14 protein-coding genes are annotated in these 17,079 nt (G+C 26.4%); 10 read left to right on the plus strand and 4 right to left on the minus strand.

The window, feature by feature from the left end; all coding sequences use genetic code 11:
• Positions 1 to 74: 74 nt before the first annotated feature.
• Both ABM4_RS03280 and ABM4_RS03285 read right to left on the minus strand, forming a co-directional pair.
• Positions 75 to 611, minus strand: coding sequence for a class I SAM-dependent methyltransferase (locus tag ABM4_RS03280; RefSeq protein WP_048200812.1), 537 nt, complete (start codon positions 609 to 611; stop codon positions 75 to 77).
• Between the two features lie 58 nt (positions 612 to 669).
• Positions 670 to 1,560 (minus strand): pantoate kinase, encoded by an 891-nt coding sequence (locus ABM4_RS03285; RefSeq protein ID WP_016358254.1) that lies wholly within the window; start codon positions 1,558 to 1,560, stop codon positions 670 to 672.
• Between the two features lie 159 nt (positions 1,561 to 1,719).
• On the opposite strand from ABM4_RS03285, the gene ABM4_RS03290 reads away from it, so the two are divergent.
• The gene (locus tag ABM4_RS03290; protein WP_016358255.1) at positions 1,720 to 2,382 is read left to right on the plus strand and encodes a histidinol phosphate phosphatase domain-containing protein; all 663 of its coding nucleotides are present in this window, start codon (positions 1,720 to 1,722) and stop codon (positions 2,380 to 2,382) included.
• 262 nt (positions 2,383 to 2,644) lie between these two features.
• Here the strand turns inward: ABM4_RS03290 and ABM4_RS03295 are convergent, their stop codons facing one another.
• Both ABM4_RS03295 and ABM4_RS03300 read right to left on the minus strand, forming a co-directional pair.
• On the minus strand, positions 2,645 to 4,321 hold the full coding sequence (locus tag ABM4_RS03295; RefSeq protein WP_016358256.1) for a transglutaminase domain-containing protein: 1,677 nt from the start codon (positions 4,319 to 4,321) through the stop codon (positions 2,645 to 2,647).
• A gap of 315 nt (positions 4,322 to 4,636) precedes the next feature.
• Positions 4,637 to 5,296, minus strand: a complete 660-nt coding sequence (locus ABM4_RS03300) for a 2,5-diamino-6-(ribosylamino)-4(3H)-pyrimidinone 5'-phosphate reductase (protein ID WP_016358257.1) — start codon at positions 5,294 to 5,296, stop codon at positions 4,637 to 4,639.
• A gap of 589 nt (positions 5,297 to 5,885) precedes the next feature.
• On the opposite strand from ABM4_RS03300, the gene ABM4_RS03305 reads away from it, so the two are divergent.
• The 9 genes from ABM4_RS03305 (at position 5,886) to ABM4_RS03340 (ending at position 17,065) form a co-directional block, all read left to right on the plus strand.
• Complete coding sequence (locus ABM4_RS03305) at positions 5,886 to 6,125, plus strand: FeoA family protein (RefSeq protein ID WP_016358258.1); 240 nt, start codon at positions 5,886 to 5,888, stop codon at positions 6,123 to 6,125.
• A 49-nt stretch (positions 6,126 to 6,174) separates the two neighbouring features.
• Positions 6,175 to 8,172: a ferrous iron transport protein B gene (gene feoB / locus ABM4_RS03310; protein WP_016358259.1), complete on the plus strand. Its 1,998-nt coding sequence runs from the start codon at positions 6,175 to 6,177 to the stop codon at positions 8,170 to 8,172.
• A 241-nt stretch (positions 8,173 to 8,413) separates the two neighbouring features.
• Positions 8,414 to 8,617 (plus strand): hypothetical protein, encoded by a 204-nt coding sequence (locus tag ABM4_RS03315; RefSeq protein ID WP_048200816.1) that lies wholly within the window; start codon positions 8,414 to 8,416, stop codon positions 8,615 to 8,617.
• Between the two features lie 42 nt (positions 8,618 to 8,659).
• Complete coding sequence (locus tag ABM4_RS09150; RefSeq protein ID WP_016358261.1) at positions 8,660 to 8,785, plus strand: hypothetical protein; 126 nt, start codon at positions 8,660 to 8,662, stop codon at positions 8,783 to 8,785.
• 654 nt (positions 8,786 to 9,439) lie between these two features.
• On the plus strand, positions 9,440 to 10,672 hold the full coding sequence (locus ABM4_RS03320) for an ATP-binding protein (protein WP_016358262.1): 1,233 nt from the start codon (positions 9,440 to 9,442) through the stop codon (positions 10,670 to 10,672).
• Between the two features lie 67 nt (positions 10,673 to 10,739).
• On the plus strand, positions 10,740 to 12,569 hold the full coding sequence (locus ABM4_RS03325; RefSeq protein ID WP_016358263.1) for a hypothetical protein: 1,830 nt from the start codon (positions 10,740 to 10,742) through the stop codon (positions 12,567 to 12,569).
• Between the two features lie 91 nt (positions 12,570 to 12,660).
• Positions 12,661 to 13,545 (plus strand): tetratricopeptide repeat protein, encoded by an 885-nt coding sequence (locus tag ABM4_RS03330; protein WP_016358264.1) that lies wholly within the window; start codon positions 12,661 to 12,663, stop codon positions 13,543 to 13,545.
• Between the two features lie 243 nt (positions 13,546 to 13,788).
• A complete protein-coding gene (locus ABM4_RS03335; protein ID WP_016358265.1) occupies positions 13,789 to 15,732 on the plus strand; it encodes a hypothetical protein in 1,944 nt (647 codons plus the stop codon).
• Positions 15,733 to 15,997: 265 nt separating this feature from the next.
• Complete coding sequence (locus tag ABM4_RS03340; RefSeq protein WP_016358266.1) at positions 15,998 to 17,065, plus strand: tetratricopeptide repeat protein; 1,068 nt, start codon at positions 15,998 to 16,000, stop codon at positions 17,063 to 17,065.
• Positions 17,066 to 17,079 lie beyond the last annotated feature (14 nt).

Raw genomic sequence — 17,079 nt, forward strand, 5'->3', positions numbered from 1 at the left:
GTTTAATTTAAAGATATTCCTATTAAATTAGGAAATTACATTATAAAAAAAGGATAAAAATAGTATTTAGTAATCTATTTGTTTTTTAGAGAGTTTGTCCAAAGATTAAACTCCTTAATCTGTGGTGGTATACCTTCGTCATTATAGCTATCAAGATAACCTTTTTCTGAAACTATATTCTCCTCTAATTGGGCGGTATTTACAAAATCTATTATTCCTTTATTTCGGATAATTGAGTCTCTAGGTTTAAACGTTGAAGACCATATATAATAAACTTTAAAAACAGTATCTGGGTGATATCCTCCACCTAGATCTACTGATAAAACATCAGCACTCTGAGTAATCTTATATACTTCTTGAATTATGTCATGTAGGCGGACATCACCACTTATGAATTTAATATTTGAATACTCTTCCTGAAGTTTTTCCATTTTATCTATTGCCTCAGGACTATTGTCTAATGATATTAACCGTCCATCTTCTAAAATTTCAGCAATAATCTTAGAACTCCCACCAACATGACAGCCTAATTCTATTACAGTATCGGTAGGTTTTAATATTTTCCTAAGGGATTTTCTATATAATTTAATGTCATAGTTAAGTTTAATCATTATATCACAGATTATTAACATTAATTGTTTTTTCTATCTTTATTCCATTGCTATCAATTCAACTTTTATTCTTTTCTATTCTTATTCCGTTATTGTCAATATTTGCAATTGAATATTCTTTGCTTATTGAATCTGTATCTTTTGTAAAGCCGAATACCGTATTTCCAATCATTGCCATAGATGAACCTATACAAAATTCGTTAAATTCATCAATCATATCTTCAATTTCACTATTAAATAATCCGATATTTTTTGAGAATTCATAAGAACATCTAATAAAGTTTTCACTACCTATGTCTTTAACATATGCTTTCTGAGCTTTAATTCCCTCTTCATTTATCCTTTTTTCAAATTCCGGATTTGTTATAATTGAGGAAGTGTCTATTTTACTTAATGACTTATATACAACCTTATAATCAGATTTAATGTTGGTTGTTTTACCTATTCCTGGTGCACCAGGTCTTATTCTTAAAACAATTCCTTTTGACATCTGGGCTATCACATCACCAAGTCCGCAATTAAGGGATACCTCACTTAAATGTCCATATTGTCCTGCTTTAGTATAATCAATAGGTAACCTTAATGCCTCTTTAAGACCTAGTGATGTTCCAAGACAGGATGATGCTGAGGTTCCGAATCCACAACCTATAGGTACTTGAATTTCGTGATTGATTTCAAGACCATTTACATCTATTTTATCTAAGTATTCATTGATATCGTAATGTGAATTGATTATGTCAATAGTTTTTCTACTGATGACCTCATGGTATTTGTCTTTTTTACCATTGATCTTTATATTAACTCCATCTTTGGAACTTTCTGTAATTATTGTTTTAACACCTTTATCAAGTAGTACACCACATCCAAGTGATCCTTTAATGAGCTTATTACTTTTCGGATAAATTGAGAAGAAACCTGTAATATGTGATGGAACAAAAATTTCTACCATTAAAACCCCTTTAAAAAATTTTTATTTATTTAATTAAAAATATTAATTATTATATATTATTGTTTTAATATTATTAAATGTAAAGAAATTTGTTATATTGAAGAATAAAAATATTAAAGATGATAGATGAATTTTTTATGATTTATTTGAGGATTGAAAATGAATAATAAAAGAATTGATTTACATATGCATAGTTTATTCTCTGATGGGGAGTTATTACCTTCAGAAATTGCAAGAAGAGCATACGTATTAGGTCATGAGGCTATAGCTATTACTGATCATGTGGATTATTCAAACATTGAATACATATCAGAAATACAAGCTGCTATTGATGATATAAATAGCAATTGGGACATTAATGTTTTACTTGGCGCTGAAATTACTCATGTACCGCCTAGTTCAATTGAGCCATTAGCAGGTAAAGCACGTGATTTTGGAGCTAAAATAGTTGTAGTTCATGGTGAAACTTTATCCGAGCCTGTAATTGAAGGAACTAATTTGGCTGCAGTTTCATGTAAGGATGTTGATATTTTAGGACATCCTGGATTAATTAGTAGGGAAGAAGCAGAAATTGCAAAAGAAAATGATATAGCATTAGAGATTAGCTGTAGGGCAGGTCATTGTTTGGGAAATGGTCATGTAGCCCAAATAGCTCGTGAAGTAGGTAATGCTCTTGTAATTGATACTGATTCTCATGCTCCTGAGGATTTAGCTGATTTTAATACAGCTTATAAAATAGGTCTTGGTGCAGGATTAAGTAAAGAAGAGACTTTAAGAGCATTAATTGATAATCCTAAACATATTATTGAAAAAAGAGTATAATAAACTATTTTTTTCCTTTTTAAACTTTTATTTTAAAGTATTATTATTTAACTAATAATTTTTTTTATAATAAATCTAATATTTAATTTAGAATCTTTTTTTTAACTTCATTTTAAAAAATAGTCCTTTTGATTGTTTATTAATTTTTGAAAATATTTCTAGTTAGATTTTATAAATCTCATATACCTTTTTTCAGATTTCTATTGAAATCAGATTTTTAATAAAAACATTTAAAAAAAGAAAAGATAGAAGTTAAAAACTTCTAAATTGATGAATATGTTGTGTATAATGGATAAGTATTCCAAATACCAAATCCATATGATTTGGTAGTTGTATCTGCTGTAATCCATATTGCATTATCTTTATCTAAGATTTGTGTCCATACATGTTCAGTTCCATAACAATATCTTGCAGGAATATCTATGGATCTACATAATGCAACAATTAAATGTGCTTGGTCTGTACAATTACCAGTTTTCTGTTTTAATGTTTCTAGTGCCCCATTGGAACTTAAATAGTTTTCGTATTTGATATTCTCTTTAACATATGAATAGATTGCATTTGCCTTTTCAACAGTTGTTTTCTTTCCTTTGGTTAATGACTGTGCAAGTTCTTTTATTATTGTATTATTTTTTTGACAGGTACCGGTCTCTATTAGGTAAGGGGAAATAGGTTCTCCTTCATATTTCGTATTTCCTTTATTATATGAAATAATAGTTAGGAAATTACTACATGCTGAAGGATAATAATGTGTATCTCCAAGATATTCTCCTGTAATATTGTAAATTCCCGGCTTTAACTTAATTTTTAGGGATACATATCCTTTTTCATTAGTTTTAACATTATATTGAACCGTGGATTTATATTGGTTAGTTAGGTTGTTTTTATCTGTATTGTATTTATTGACTAGTAATTTAACTGTTTGATTAATTAAGGAGTTGTTATTCTTGTCAGTAAGTTTTATCTGATGTGTTCTATCCTCATTATAAACCATGTAAATATTATTGGCAGATAATCTTGTTTCAGTTTTATTTGTAATCTTAATTTTGTTTTGAACACTTTCACTACTATAAAAATCATTTCCAACAAATGTTGTATTAATATTATAGCTACCAGGTTTTAAATCAATTTTTATTCTGGCTTGTCCGTCATTATCTGTCTGTTTTACATAGGTTCTTGAATTTATTGTAAATAATATTATTTGATTTTTTAAAGGATTATCAGTTTCATCTAATAATTTCACATCAAATATTTTTCTATCACCATAATTATAGATAATATCTCTTGTTTTTATTTTGACTCTAACTTTATTGTTTGTTAGGTTTGAATTGTAGTAACTAATATAAGGATCTATTCCAATAGGTTTCGGAATATTCTTATGTGGAACTGAGTTGTTTTCTGGATATTTGGGATCAATGTCAATATAATTGTAATTAGTATTGGATATTAGATTACTATCTGAGGTAATATCCTCATCTGTTGTTGTGGTTAAATTGTTGGTTGTGATGTATTTACTAGATGTGATTAGAGTGGAATCATTGGAAATATTTTCGTAATTAATATTATTATTAAAATATTTTAGATTGCTCATATTTTCCTTGAGAAATGGTGGTAAATCGTTAACAGGTTCCGGATTATGAACTGGAATATCCTCTAAGTCAAATTCCTCCGGATGAATAGAATTTGTATATATTATTTCATGTTGTCCAAACTCAGAATCGTTGTTCTCATCATTATTATAACATTCACAATAGTTGGTTTTATCCATGATAATGTCATGATATTCAACAGATGCATTGCTTACATTGGCAACTATATTAGAATCATTATAATATGTTTGGCATGTATTGTTAGCTGAAATTCCATTTAAACCAAGAAATATTATGCTGATTAATACAAGAACCAAAATAAATTTGGTTTTGGTTTTAATCTTATTCACCTCTACAAATATGAATTTGTATAAAATTTTTTACATTTTTTAATTAATTATATTTAAATTAAATATATATAATATTATTTATTTTATTAGGTTATTCATGTATAAAAAGAATTAATTTATATTTTTATTATTTCATATTTTTTTAAAAAATAGTAGGTTTTTTAAATATGTTTATTATATTGATATGATCCATGTTTAATTTAAAAGTTAATTTGTAATCTTTCTAATTATTTTATATAAATTGGAGGGTGTATATTCTTTTTTTTATTTTTTTTTAAATAGGTTAAATTTATTATGGATTTTTTTTAAAATAGTTTAATCACTGTGTTTAACTTTATATTCTAGAATAAGATCCTTTCCTAATTTATAACCCTTTTTAAGTTCTAATTTTGTTGAATCTTTCATATAATCGAAACCTTCACCATCAAATAATGTTTTTGAGTTTTTACCTCCAACTATCATTGGCGCAATACAGATTTTTACCTCGTCAATTAAACCTTCTTTTAGCATTGAAAAATTAAGTGTAGAACCTCCTTCCAACATTAATGTTTTAATTCCTTTCTCATATAGGTAATTCATTAATTCTTTAAGGTTCACATGTTCAGTTCCTGATGCATATATTTCTGCTTTTTTGCTAAGTTCTTTTACCTTTTCTGTATTTTCAAAATCTCTACTAACTGCAATAATACTTGGAGCCATATCATTAATTGTCCTACAATCAATAGGAGTTCTTCCACGACTGTCTACAATGATTCGTATAGGATTATCTTCTTTTCTTGCTTTGACTCTTCTTACAGTAAGTTTAGGATTATCTGATAAAACGGTACCAATGCCTACCATGATTCCATCAACATCACGTCTTAATTCGTGAACTCTTATTTTATCTTCATTACCTGATATTTCAGAAGATCCTGTTTTTGTGGCTATTTTCCCATCTAGGGTCATTGCTGCATTAAGTATTACGTAAGGTTTCATTTAATCATCCTTAAAATTATTTTTTTTTTATAAAAATTAGATTTACTATAATAATATATATTATATATTATAATTATTTACTATTTCTTTTGAATATGAAATTATTTTTAAATTAAGTTTTCTTGTTTTTAAATTAAGGTCATAATTTAATATTTAATCTTATTTTCTGGATTTTTATTTAAAAATAAATTATTTAAGTTATAATTATTTGAATATTTTTTCCTTTCTACCTATTTTATCTGGATTTTAATTTTTTTATATTTTTTAAGTAATATTCTGGTTGGATTGAATTTTTATTCAATCATTTTCTTTTTTAATGCTATTCTATATAATTTTTTTGATATATTCCTAAAAATATTAAAATAATGGTAAGTTTTAGGCATACCTAAACATTTATATATGAGTTAAACGTAATTATTATACAAGAAGTTTAGGTAAGACTAAATATTCTAAACTTTTTAGATTTAATTTATTGCAAATTAAATTTTCAATTTAAATTAAAATTAATGAGCTTAAATCATTTAAAATATTATTTTTGATTTTAATTTAGATTTTATAATATTTTTTAATAAGATTTGGAGAGATTTAAATGATAAAAACATTAGATCAATTAAAAACTGGTGAATCAGGTAAATTAGTTTCATATAACGAAGACGGAGATACAGAACTTAAAAGACATTTAATGGGTATGGGATTTGTTAGAGGTTCCGAGATTACTCTTGAAAAGATTGCACCATTAGGTGATCCTTATGAATATAAGGTAAAAGGATATTCTGTCTGTCTTAGAAAAGAAGAGGCTAAAAATATAGAGGTTGAAATAGTAGAATAATTGATTTAGTTTTTTCATTTAAATTATTTTAAATTAAAGGAGACTGTGTATGGAGAATATTAAAATTGGACTTGCAGGAAATCCTAATGTAGGAAAAACTACATTGTTCAATAATTTAACTGGACTCCATCAACATGTAGGTAATTGGCCAGGTAAAACTGTTGAACAAGCAGTAGGTCACTTTGAAGAGGATAACAAAAGATTTGAAGTTATTGATTTACCTGGTAACTATGCATTAAGTGCTCATTCCATTGAAGAAATCGTATCCAGAGATTTTATAGTTGATGAAGAATCTGACGCAATTATAAATATTGTAGATGCCGCAAACCTTGAACGTAACTTATATTTAACTGTTCAAATGATGGAACTTAATGCTAATATGGGTGTTTGTTTAAACATGAACAAAATTGCCCGTAAAAATGGAATTACTGTTGATGTTGATAAATTATCTGAATTATTAGGTGTTCCGGTTATTGAAATTGAAGCAAATAGTGATGTTGGACATAAAGATCTTCTTAAAATGATAGAAGATTTAAAAAGTCATCCTATTAATAGTAAGGATAAACTTGTTTATGGTAATGAGTTAAAAGAACATCTTCAGGACTTGGTTGATGTAATCTCAAAAGATAAAAATCTTTTAGATGTTTCCGCATTCTGGACAGCAATCAAATTACTTGAGGATGATGAGATTGTAATGGATAAGGTTCAACAATCCTCAATGTCAAATCCAATATTTTTAGAAGTTAGGAAGGTCAAAGATCACCTTAAAGATATTTATGGAGTTTCTGCAGAAGAGGTTATTGCGGATGCTCGTTACGCTTATATTGATGGATTAATAAATGAATGTGTTAAATTACCTGAAAACCGTCAATTAACATTATCTGAAAAAATTGATAAAGTTGTTACAAACAGGATTTTAGGTATACCTATCTTTTTAATTATCATGTGGGTTGTTTTCCAGGTAACATTTACCATTGGTGCCCCTTTCCAAGATTTATTAGATGCAGGTTTTTCAGCATTAGGTGATGCTGTTATTGCCGGTATGGGTGAAAACATGATATCATCACTTTTAGTAGATGGTGTTATAGGAGGAGTAGGAAGTGTTTTATCATTTGTACCTCAAATTATATTGCTTTTCTTATTACTTAGTTTCTTAGAAGATAGTGGCTATCTTGCAAGAGCTGCTTTTGTAATGGATAGGGTCATGCATAAGGTTTTAGGTCTTCATGGAAAGGCATTTATCCCAATGATTCTTGGTTTTGGTTGTGGAGTTCCAGGAATCATGGCAACACGTACTATGGAACATGAGGAAGATCGTTTAGTTTCCATGATGCTTATACCATTTATGTCTTGTACAGCAAGACTTCCAGTATATTTAATGTTCGTTGGAATATTCTTTGCATCAAACCAAGGTAATGTAATATTTTCACTTTATTTACTTGGTGTAATAGTTGCAATTATTGTAGCTGCAATACTTAAAAAATCATTATTTAAAGGAGTAAGTACTCCATTTGTAATGGAACTTCCATCATATAAATTACCTACACTTAGAGGAGTACTTATGCACACAGGTGAAAAAACCTGGGGATTCGTAAGAAAGGCTGGTACTATTATTTTAGCAGCAGCTATTATTGTATGGGTTTTAAGTTACTTCCCTGCAGGTGTAGACTATGGATCTCAAGGAAGTTTAATTGGTCAAATAGGAACTGTAATTGCACCAATATTCAGTCCATTAGGATTTGGTCACTGGCAAGCAGCTGTAGCATTACTCTTTGGTATGGTTGCTAAAGAAGTTGTAGTCGCTACATTAACCTCTGTATTAGGTGGTAGTACTGCTGCACTTGCTACAATATTCACTCCATTAACCGCTTATGCATTTATGGTATTTGTATTATTATACATTCCATGTTTTGCAACTATCGGAACAATTAAACAAGAATCTAATGGATGGAAATGGCCGTTAATAATGGTATGTGTAACATTATTTACAGCATTTATTGTGTCCTTCTTAGTATTCCATGTCGGATTACTTTTAGGATTCCATTAGTAAATTAAGAAATCTTTATGATTTCTTTATTTTTTTATTTTAGAGGTGATGAAATGAAATCAAGATCTTGCTTAAAAGGTATTAAAATACCTAAGGAAGAGAAAGAAGAATTAGACTCTCAAGATAATAGGAAGTAATATAAGTTGTGACATTAAAAAAATAAGCTTCCTTTATCTTGAGTTATATTGTATATTATTATAATCATTAAGTTTTTAATAAAAATCTCTTGGAGGTGTTTAATGTGGAATGTAGGATGTGTGGATATGAATTTGATCCTAAGGAAGTAAAGGATGACTGTGATGAGTCTTCATGTTGTGGATGTGAAGAGTGTAACTATGTGGTATGTCCTAATTGCGGATATTCAAATTCATTAGATTATGATGTAGAGGAATTTAAATTTATTGTAGACATTAAAAAATTGATTAAAGAAAAATTAAAAGCATAAAAATTACTTTAATCAATCATTTATTTAGAAGGAGGAATTTATATGGAGGATCATGTAAGACCAGCATGTTGTCAGAAAAAAGTGGAAGTTGATGATGGTTCAAATAAATCAAAATTTAAAAAAGCATTATTAAAAGTTAAAAACTTCTTCTTTGGCTGTTGTAGATAATTATTTTTATTTTTTTATTAGTTTTTATTCATAATTTTCATTGATCTAATTAAGTGTCTCTTTATCTATTTTTAGTAGTTTTTTGTATTTTCTAATTTTATTTTGTTGTTGTTTTAATTGTTTTTTCTGGTTTTTTGTATATTTTAATTCTATTTTGTTGTTTTAGTTGTTGTATGCTATAATTTCATTTAATTTTATCTTGTTTTGTTTCTTTATTGACTTTAAAGTAATTTTGGCTATTTGTCATTATATTTATACCATTTTTATATATTATATTATACTTTAGGGGTTATTTTTTCTTGTTTTCTCTGTCCATTGATCCTTAGAAGAATTAAATCAATTTTTATTGATGTCTTGTTCTGTTTTTAATTATTTAGGTGTAATAATTATTTTTTTTAAATATTTTATATTTTTATTGTATCTAAACTATTGAATTATTTGTTTTAATTGCTTTATTCCATTTATTGCCTTCTAATAATGATTTTTTAAAATTATTTTATATAATAATAATATTTTTTTATTAGTAATTTATTTTTTATAAAGTAAAATTTTATTATTTTTTAATTTTATTCTTTTATAAAAGTATAAATAGTATAATCATTATAAAAAATATTGGAGAAACTTTATAATTAAATTTTAAAATTGGGTTTTAAGATGATAAAACGAGATTTATATATACAGTCCTTGGATGATGTTAGGAATACTAAAACAGTTAAGGTTTTAACTGGTGTTCGTCGTGTAGGAAAATCATGTGTGTTATCATCTTATGTGGATAAATTGAAGGAAGATGGAATTAAAAGTGAGGATATAATCTTCTTGAATATGGATTTAATAAAATATTCTAATTTAAGGGATTATGAAAAGCTCTATGAATATGTAAGTAGTAGGATTAATGATGATTCAATGAACTATTTGTTCATTGATAATGTATCAAAAATAAAGGATTGGTGGCGTGCTGTAAATTCTTTAGCTATAGAATATCCTGATTCAATTGATTTTTATATATGTGGATTGGATATGGATATTGAAGAGGCTGATATTCGCAAATTCTTAAATGAACCTGTAATTGAAATAAATATATTGCCGTTATCATTTAGGGAATATCTTCAGTTCGATAAGAAATATTGGGGTGATACTCAATCAATAGATGATAAGTTTAATGATTATCTTCATTATGGGGGATTGCCTGTAATATTTGAACATAAAAAATCAGATTTGATCTTTAATAATATTCTAAAGGGAATATATTCGACAATAGTTGTTAAGGATTTGCTTTCAAAAAACAAGATTAAAAACACTTTACTGCTTGAAGAAATATTTAATTTTGCAATAATTAATCAGGGAGAAAATATGTCCTCTAAAAAAATAGCTGATTATTTTAAAACTGAAGGTGTTAAAACAACACCAACTACAGTACTTGATTATCTAAAACATTTCGATAATTCCTATTTATTGTATTCCCTAAAAAGGTATAATCTTAAATGTAATGCATATCTTAGAACATTGGAAAAACATTATATTGTGGATTTGGGTATTAGAAATACTCTGATTGGTTTTGAAGATGAGCATTCCCAGGGTGTTCTTGAAAATTTGGTCTATTTTGAACTTTTAAGACGTGATTATAAGGTTAATATGGTGAAATATAATAGTCATAAAATAGATTTTCTGGGAGTAAGGCCAGATAGGAAGGTTTATTATCAAATCGTTAAGAATTTAAATGATGATGATCTATTAAACAAGAAATTAAAAGATTTGGAATCAATAAAGGATAATTATGAAAAGGTCATTATCTGTTTTGATAAAACTCATACAAAGAATATTAAAGGAATTAAAATTACAAACATTATTGATTTCTTGTTAAATGATGATGGATTTGGTAGTTTATAGGATGATTATTATTTATTAGTTAAATTATGAAACTTGGTAAATTTGTATAGGATTGAGAGGGATTAAGATGTCAAATGATAAGGATAAATTAGATGAAGCTTTTCAGCTAGCATCCTCACTTTTTGAAAATCATCAATTTATAAGTTCTTTAGATATTTTTAAACAGTTACTTCTTGAAGACTATGAACTTGATTTAATCCTACCATATATGATTAGAATATCATTAATCAACCATGATCTCTCATCAACATTGGATTATATTAATCTTTATCTGAGTGATAATCCTGAAGATATTGAGATTTTGTTTATGAAGGCTTCAATTCTTCTTAAAAACTATAAGTTTGAAGAAGCTTTAGATGTTGCAAATCACATATTAGAATTAGATGAGGACAATGACTCAGCTATTTCTATTAAAGTTTCTGCCCTTAAAATGTTAGGTCGTTTTGATGAAATTGAAGAATTAGGTGATTTTGATTTAGGAATTCTTGAGGATGGTGCATTATATGATGGGGATGAGGAAGAATTATTATATGATGCTTATAGGGATAATCCTTTAAACAATTCTTATAGTAACGACTCTTTTCAAATTAAGCAAAATATTCAAAACAATAAATTTTCAAACGAAACTAAAAACAGAAACACCCCTAAAGTGGAGGATAGTTTCACCAAGAAAAGTTTAGGTTTTATAACCGCATATAATATTGAAACTGGTGATGGGGATAATAAGAAAGAATATAATCAAGGCAATGGTTTAGCTGGTGGAAATAGTATAAAATCTAATGAAGATTACAAAACCACTGAAGAGGAACTTAAAAAAGAGGGAATCAAAGAAGAGAATTTATTATTCACCACAGCAAATAATCTATCAAAATCTAAAAATGAAAATCACATCAAATCCAATAAAGAGGACAATTCCATTGATACGGATATTAGTTTTATAAAAACTAACCACAATAAAAATATTGATAATGAAAATTTAATTAAAGCTCAAAATGATAAGGAGGATAATTCTAAATCAGATGCTTTATTAAATAATTTTATAAATTCTATAGATAAACAAATGTATTCTGATTATGAAATGGAGGATTTTAAGGATGATGATGGGGATGAATATCATTTATTTGATGATAATGATCCTTCAATAAACAAGGATAATGTATTTAATGAGATTTCCGATGATGAGATAGATGAGATATTAAACGAAAACGATGATTCTTATGTTAATGATGAAGTTAATCATGATTTAGTCAGTGAAAATGATGAGGATAATTTGTTTAATGATAAGGAATTAAACATTTTAGATGTTGATGATCTTGATGTGCCATTGCTTGGTGACGATTTTACTGGTTTGGATAATGGAAATTGTTCAGATAAAGATGATGTTGATTTAGATGAAATCTTCGATTTTGATGATGACGGAAATTTAATAGATGAAGATAATGAGAATAAAACTTTAGATTTCTATGATATGGAAAATGATAATTCAAATGATGGTGATTCTCTTGATTATGGTGATAATATAGAAGATAGTGGTTCTGATTCTAATTATGGTGATTATGAGAGTAATGGGGTAGATGGGGATTATATTGAGTATGATGATATAAATGATGATGATTCTGACTTGGGTGTTGATGATTCTGTTGGTTATGGGGGTAATGTAGAGGATGGTGATTCTGGTTATAATAATGAAAATCAGGAAAATCGTGATTATAAGGACAATAAATCTCATTATGTCAGGGATATTGATGATAAGGAACCAAATCATGATGAGAATAAAACTATGGTTTATAAAGAAACATATAATAAAAATAGACTAAAAGGTAGAAAATTCAGGATACATAGAAATATGCCATCTACTTTAGATTATTTCTTTAACTTTTCATCAAGTGGTAAATGATTCATATATAAAATTAATCATTATCTATAAATACTATTTTTATTAAATATTGTTTGTAAAAATTTTAATCAGTGTTTCTTGAGGAATGTTTATGCCAAGAATGGAAAAGTTTTTTAAAAATCCTAATGATTTCTATATAATGGAAGATTATGATACAACAGTTCAACATTATAATCAATTATTTTTAGATGCTGATTTTGACAGGGCAAATGATTTATATAATAAAAGCGAATATGATGCAGCTATTAGATTATATAAACAATTGCTTCAAAGGGATTATAATCCCTTAAAGGTATTTCCAAATTTAATAAATTCTTATTTATATAAACAGGATTTTGAAAATGTTATTTACTATTTAAATAAGTATGCTACTTTAAAACCGATGGACAGAAAAAGTGTTGATGCATTACTTGAAAATATTTTAGTTGAACTTCCAAAACTATCTAAGAATCAATATTATTTATATATAAACAAGGCAGTTGTTCTTATTCAATTTAAACATTTTGATGATGCAATTAAATGTTTAGATAAAGCTATAAAATTAAATCCAGAGGATATTTATCCTGTTCAACTTAAAGCCATACTTCTTTTTGATAATGGGGATATGGAAAACTCTTTAAAATTATTCAATAAAATAATTAATATTAATGAAAGAAACTATGTTGGACTAAAATATTTAGGTTATATTTCCCTTGAAATGGACAATGTTAAAGAGGCTATTGGCTATTTTAAACAAGCATTATCAGTTAATAATAAAGATCCTGAAATATGGAGACAATATTACTTTGCAATCGCATATTCAGGAAATCTAAATAAGGCCCTTGAAGTTAATAATGACGGATTAAAAATATTTCCAGATAATGAAATCTTATGGTATGATAGATTTCAATTGTTTGATAGCATTGGTGATCGGGGTAATGCTAAGGATTGCTTAAAAAGAATTGAAGAGATTAATCCTGACTTGTTTAAAGAATAATTAATTTTTTTTTAAAAATTTAATATTTAACTCTTTTCTATTTATCTTTTAGATTTTATTTTTTTTTCATTGATTTAAGGGAATTTTATTTTTATAACTTAATAAAATAAGATTTTATAATTGTCTGTTTTTAATTTAAACATATATCCTATATATTTTTTCCAGATTAATTTAGAAACTTTTTTTAAGTAAATTAGTTATATTTCTATTTATAAAAATCAATTTTTATTAAGGACAATATTTATGTTAAATTTTAATGAGAATCTTGAAGAGGCAAAGAAATCATATGAAGATGGAGAATATGGTAAGGCTCTAAATCAATTTATTAATCTTTATAATGAAGATTGTGATAAAACTCAGATTTTACCTTATATTATTTTTTCTTATTTATATCAAGGAGACTTTGTTGGTCTTGTTAAATATTTTGAGGAATATACTGATTTGGATATTTCGGATGAGGAGATTAAAAATTTTTTAAATATATCTTTCTCAATCTTTAACAGTCTAAACATAAATGAATTTAGTTTAAATGTTAATAAGGCTCAGTTTTTAATCAAATTTGAATATTTTAAACCGGCTTTAAAATATTTGGATAATGCTTTGGCCATAAAATCAAAGGATGTTTATGTCTTAAACCTAAAAGCATTCTCATTATATAATTTGGGTCATTTTGATGATTCTTTAAAATTATTCTCAAAAGTCACTCGTATTGATAACTTAAATTATGAGGCATGGAAATTTAAAGCCCAGATTTTATATGTTGATGATGAGGATGAAAAGGCAATGAAAGCCTTTCAAAAAGCATTATCAATTGACTGTTCAGATATATTTGTATGGAGAGAATTTATATCCAGTTGTGTATTCTCAGGACATTTACGTAAAGCTATTAAAGAGTGTAATAATGCTTTAAAGATATTTCCAAATGATCTGGATCTACTTTTAGATAAGTTTGACATTTATATGTATGATGAGAATTTTAAACAGGCAAAGATTGTTGCTGATACTGTAGCCAGGGAATATCCCAATATAATTGACCAATATTTGGCAGGTGAAAATGATAAGTTAAATGATGATTTAATCAGTTTTGTTCTTGAAGGTAAACCATATAATGATGGAGATTATATTTTTGAAAGTAATTTCTTTGATGATTTAGATGATGTCGGGGAGGATGATTTTGATTTGGATTTTGATGATTTGGATTTAAATCAAATTTTCTTTGACTTTTTAAAATCTGCATTCATTAAGTCTGGAGACAATACTCCAATATTTTCAAAAGAGGGTAAGGAAATTAATATAAATATGAATGACATAATTAATCTATTCCTATTTGATGATACGATATTAAATAAAGAAGATAAGAATAATCTGTTGAATATACTATCTAAGGATAATAATCTTGAAGTACTTGACGGGAACAATCAAAAGATAGATGACTATATACATGAATATGAAAAAAACCTTCAAAATTTACTTGAAAATCTGGATGAAAACTCAGAGGAATTTGAGGAGATATTTAAGATCAAAACAATCTTTGATGATTGTAACTTCAATATTAAAGATGATTTAAAGAGGATTATATTTAAAGCCACGGTTCTATTTCAATATAAAAAATATCTGAATGCATACGCTTATCTATCTGAGGCAGATAAGATCGCTCCTAAAAACATTTATATTATACTTTTAAAATCTGCAATTCTTTTCTATCGGGGGAAATATGAGGATAGCCTAAGATATGCAAATATGGCTTTGATTATTGATAAATATAATTACTTTGGATGGGTTTTTAAGGCATTTAACCATATTTATCTGGAGGATATGTTTAATGCATTACAATCATTTAATGTGGCTTTATCAATAGATAATAAGGAAAAATCTTTATGGAGGATGTATTATCTATCAGTAATGTATATTGGCAACATGGATTTGGCTATCAAATTAAATCATAAAGCTTTGGAGATATTTCCAGATGATTCTCAACTATGGTCTGATAGATCATTAATAATTAAAAACTTTGATAAAGATAATAATGATTTAAAAGATGATAAAGTATTAGATATTGATTTTAACTCTAAAAAGGATGCTATAGGTGAAGATATTAATCTAAGTCCTCAGGACTATATTGATTATGATTATTTTGATAATTTGGTAAATATAATCTTCAATAAATTCACTGTTAAAACTAGTTAAATCTGATTTAACTGTTTAATGTCATTTCATTTCATTTATTTTTTTATAAAATACTTTAATTACTCTTTTTGAATATTATCGTAATGATTTGATGGATTTTAATCTAAATTACTTCTATAATTTTTTTTATTTATTTTCATGTTTCAATATTGATGGTAAAATTATTTATTTAATTATAAACTTATTCTAATAAGGTAATAAATTTTTTAAATTTGTATTTTTTCAATTTTTATTTTAGATAAATTATATTAAAGGTAGGGCAAATATGGTAGATTTAAAAGAAGATTTCAATAAAGCTAATGATTTATTAACTGAAGGTAAATTAGACGAATCTTTAAAAATATTTCAGGATTTATATGATAAGGATTATGAAAAAACAGATGTATTATATAATATGATTAATATTTACCTTCAAAAACAGGATTTTAGAAATGCTGGAAAACACTGTGATTTATATCTTCAGATTAATCCTGATGATTTACAGATATTGTCTATTAAATGTTCCTGTTTAATAAATATCAAAAAGTATAATGACGGTCTTGATTTAACGGATAAAATGTTGGACTTAGATCCAACAAATGTACAGGCTTATTTAATGAAACTATCTATATATGAATCATTAAATCAGGTAGATGAAGGAACTCAATTAATTGAAAATATTAAAAATAATGATAAGGATACCTTCAGCCAATTGGAAACTATTTGTAATGCAATGTTTAATGAAGAGGACAATCCTATTAATCATTTTTCAAATAATGATTTAAAATTGAGTAATAATGAGGTTAATTCATTCTTATATGATTTGATTCGATATGATGATGAAAATGATGAGATTAAATCTATTTTAAACATGGTTTCAAGTGATATAACAAATAATAATTTGGATATGGGACTTTCAGCTTTGGATGAGATTCTATATAAATATCCTAATAATATTCCTTCCTTATTATTTAAGTCAGCTATTTTAGTTAATTTGAATAACTATGATGATGCTTTAGAAAATGTTAATAAAGTTCTAGCTTTAACTAAAACCGATTCGTCTGTATGGGGTATGAGAGGAATTGTTCAGCTTGATTTAAAAAACTATAATAATGCTCAAAGATCATTTAAAAAGGCAATTGATTTAGATGATTCCATTGTGGAATTCTGGAGATATTATGCATATTCAATGATTTATTCTAATAAATTTGATAAAGTTTTAGAAATAAATGAAAAGGCATTAAAGCTATTTCCAGATAATGAAGATTTAAAAGAGGATCATGAAAAAATCTTAGATGAACTTGAAAAAATAGATATGGATTCATTTAACAAGGAGAATATGGTATTCATGTAAAATATTTTATTTTA

The sequence above is a fragment of the Methanobrevibacter sp. AbM4 genome, assembly GCF_000404165.1.
GTDB lineage: Archaea > Methanobacteriota > Methanobacteria > Methanobacteriales > Methanobacteriaceae > Methanarmilla > Methanarmilla boviskoreani.